Here is a 689-nt window from a genome sequence, read left to right as displayed (position 1 = left end):
AGTCGTAACAAGGTAGCCGTATCGGAAGGTGCGGCTGGATCACCTCCTTTCTAAGGATTATGTTCGGAAGCGAAAACACTTCGTGTTTGACCTTTCAACATTCGGAATGTGGAATTACTTCCACAAACTTGACGTTTTGCGTTCAGTTTTGAAGGCTCATTATGGTTTGCTAACTAGCTATCATATTGAACTTCATAATAATACAAATGAGGGGTAAGTAAGTTCCCTTGTTTTGCTGAGAAATAGAGTGTGTTTCTCTAAATCCCGAAAGGGGCCTATAGCTCAGCTGGTTAGAGCGCACGCCTGATAAGCGTGAGGTCGGTGGTTCGAGTCCACTTAGGCCCACCATAAAAATTCTGGGGCCTTAGCTCAGCTGGGAGAGCGCCTGCCTTGCACGCAGGAGGTCAACGGTTCGATCCCGTTAGGCTCCACCAATTATTTTAATGGAAGTAAATTTGTTCTTTGAAAACTGGATAAAATTATATTACTAGTAACAAATCAAGTAATCAATCGAGTCAATTACTTTTGTAGTTGACAATGCAATACCTTTTTAATGAATATGGACTCTACATCGCTGTTTAGTCGTATTCAAGAAAAGTATTTAACAGTGAACAGCGCGGTCAAATGCACTGGAATCTGATGAATATTTTAGGTTAAGTTAGAAAGGGCGCACGGCGGATGCCTTGGCA

2 tRNA genes and 1 rRNA gene are annotated in these 689 nt (G+C 42.1%); all 3 read left to right on the top strand.

Annotation, left to right across the window (positions count from 1 at the left end):
* Window positions 1–50: ribosomal RNA gene (locus tag J4G36_RS18250) — 16S ribosomal RNA — on the top strand; the annotation flags it as partial.
* Window positions 51–271: 221 nt separating this feature from the next.
* Window positions 272–348 (top strand) — tRNA-Ile (locus tag J4G36_RS18245).
* A 10-nt stretch (window positions 349–358) separates the two neighbouring features.
* Window positions 359–434, top strand: a tRNA-Ala gene (locus tag J4G36_RS18240).
* Window positions 435–689: the final 255 nt, after the last annotated feature.

The organism is Sporosarcina sp. 6E9 (assembly GCF_017921835.1).
In the GTDB taxonomy this organism is placed as follows: domain Bacteria; phylum Bacillota; class Bacilli; order Bacillales_A; family Planococcaceae; genus Sporosarcina.
The sequence above is the reverse complement of the archived record's forward strand: the minus strand, read 5'-3'. Positions and strand labels throughout refer to the sequence as shown.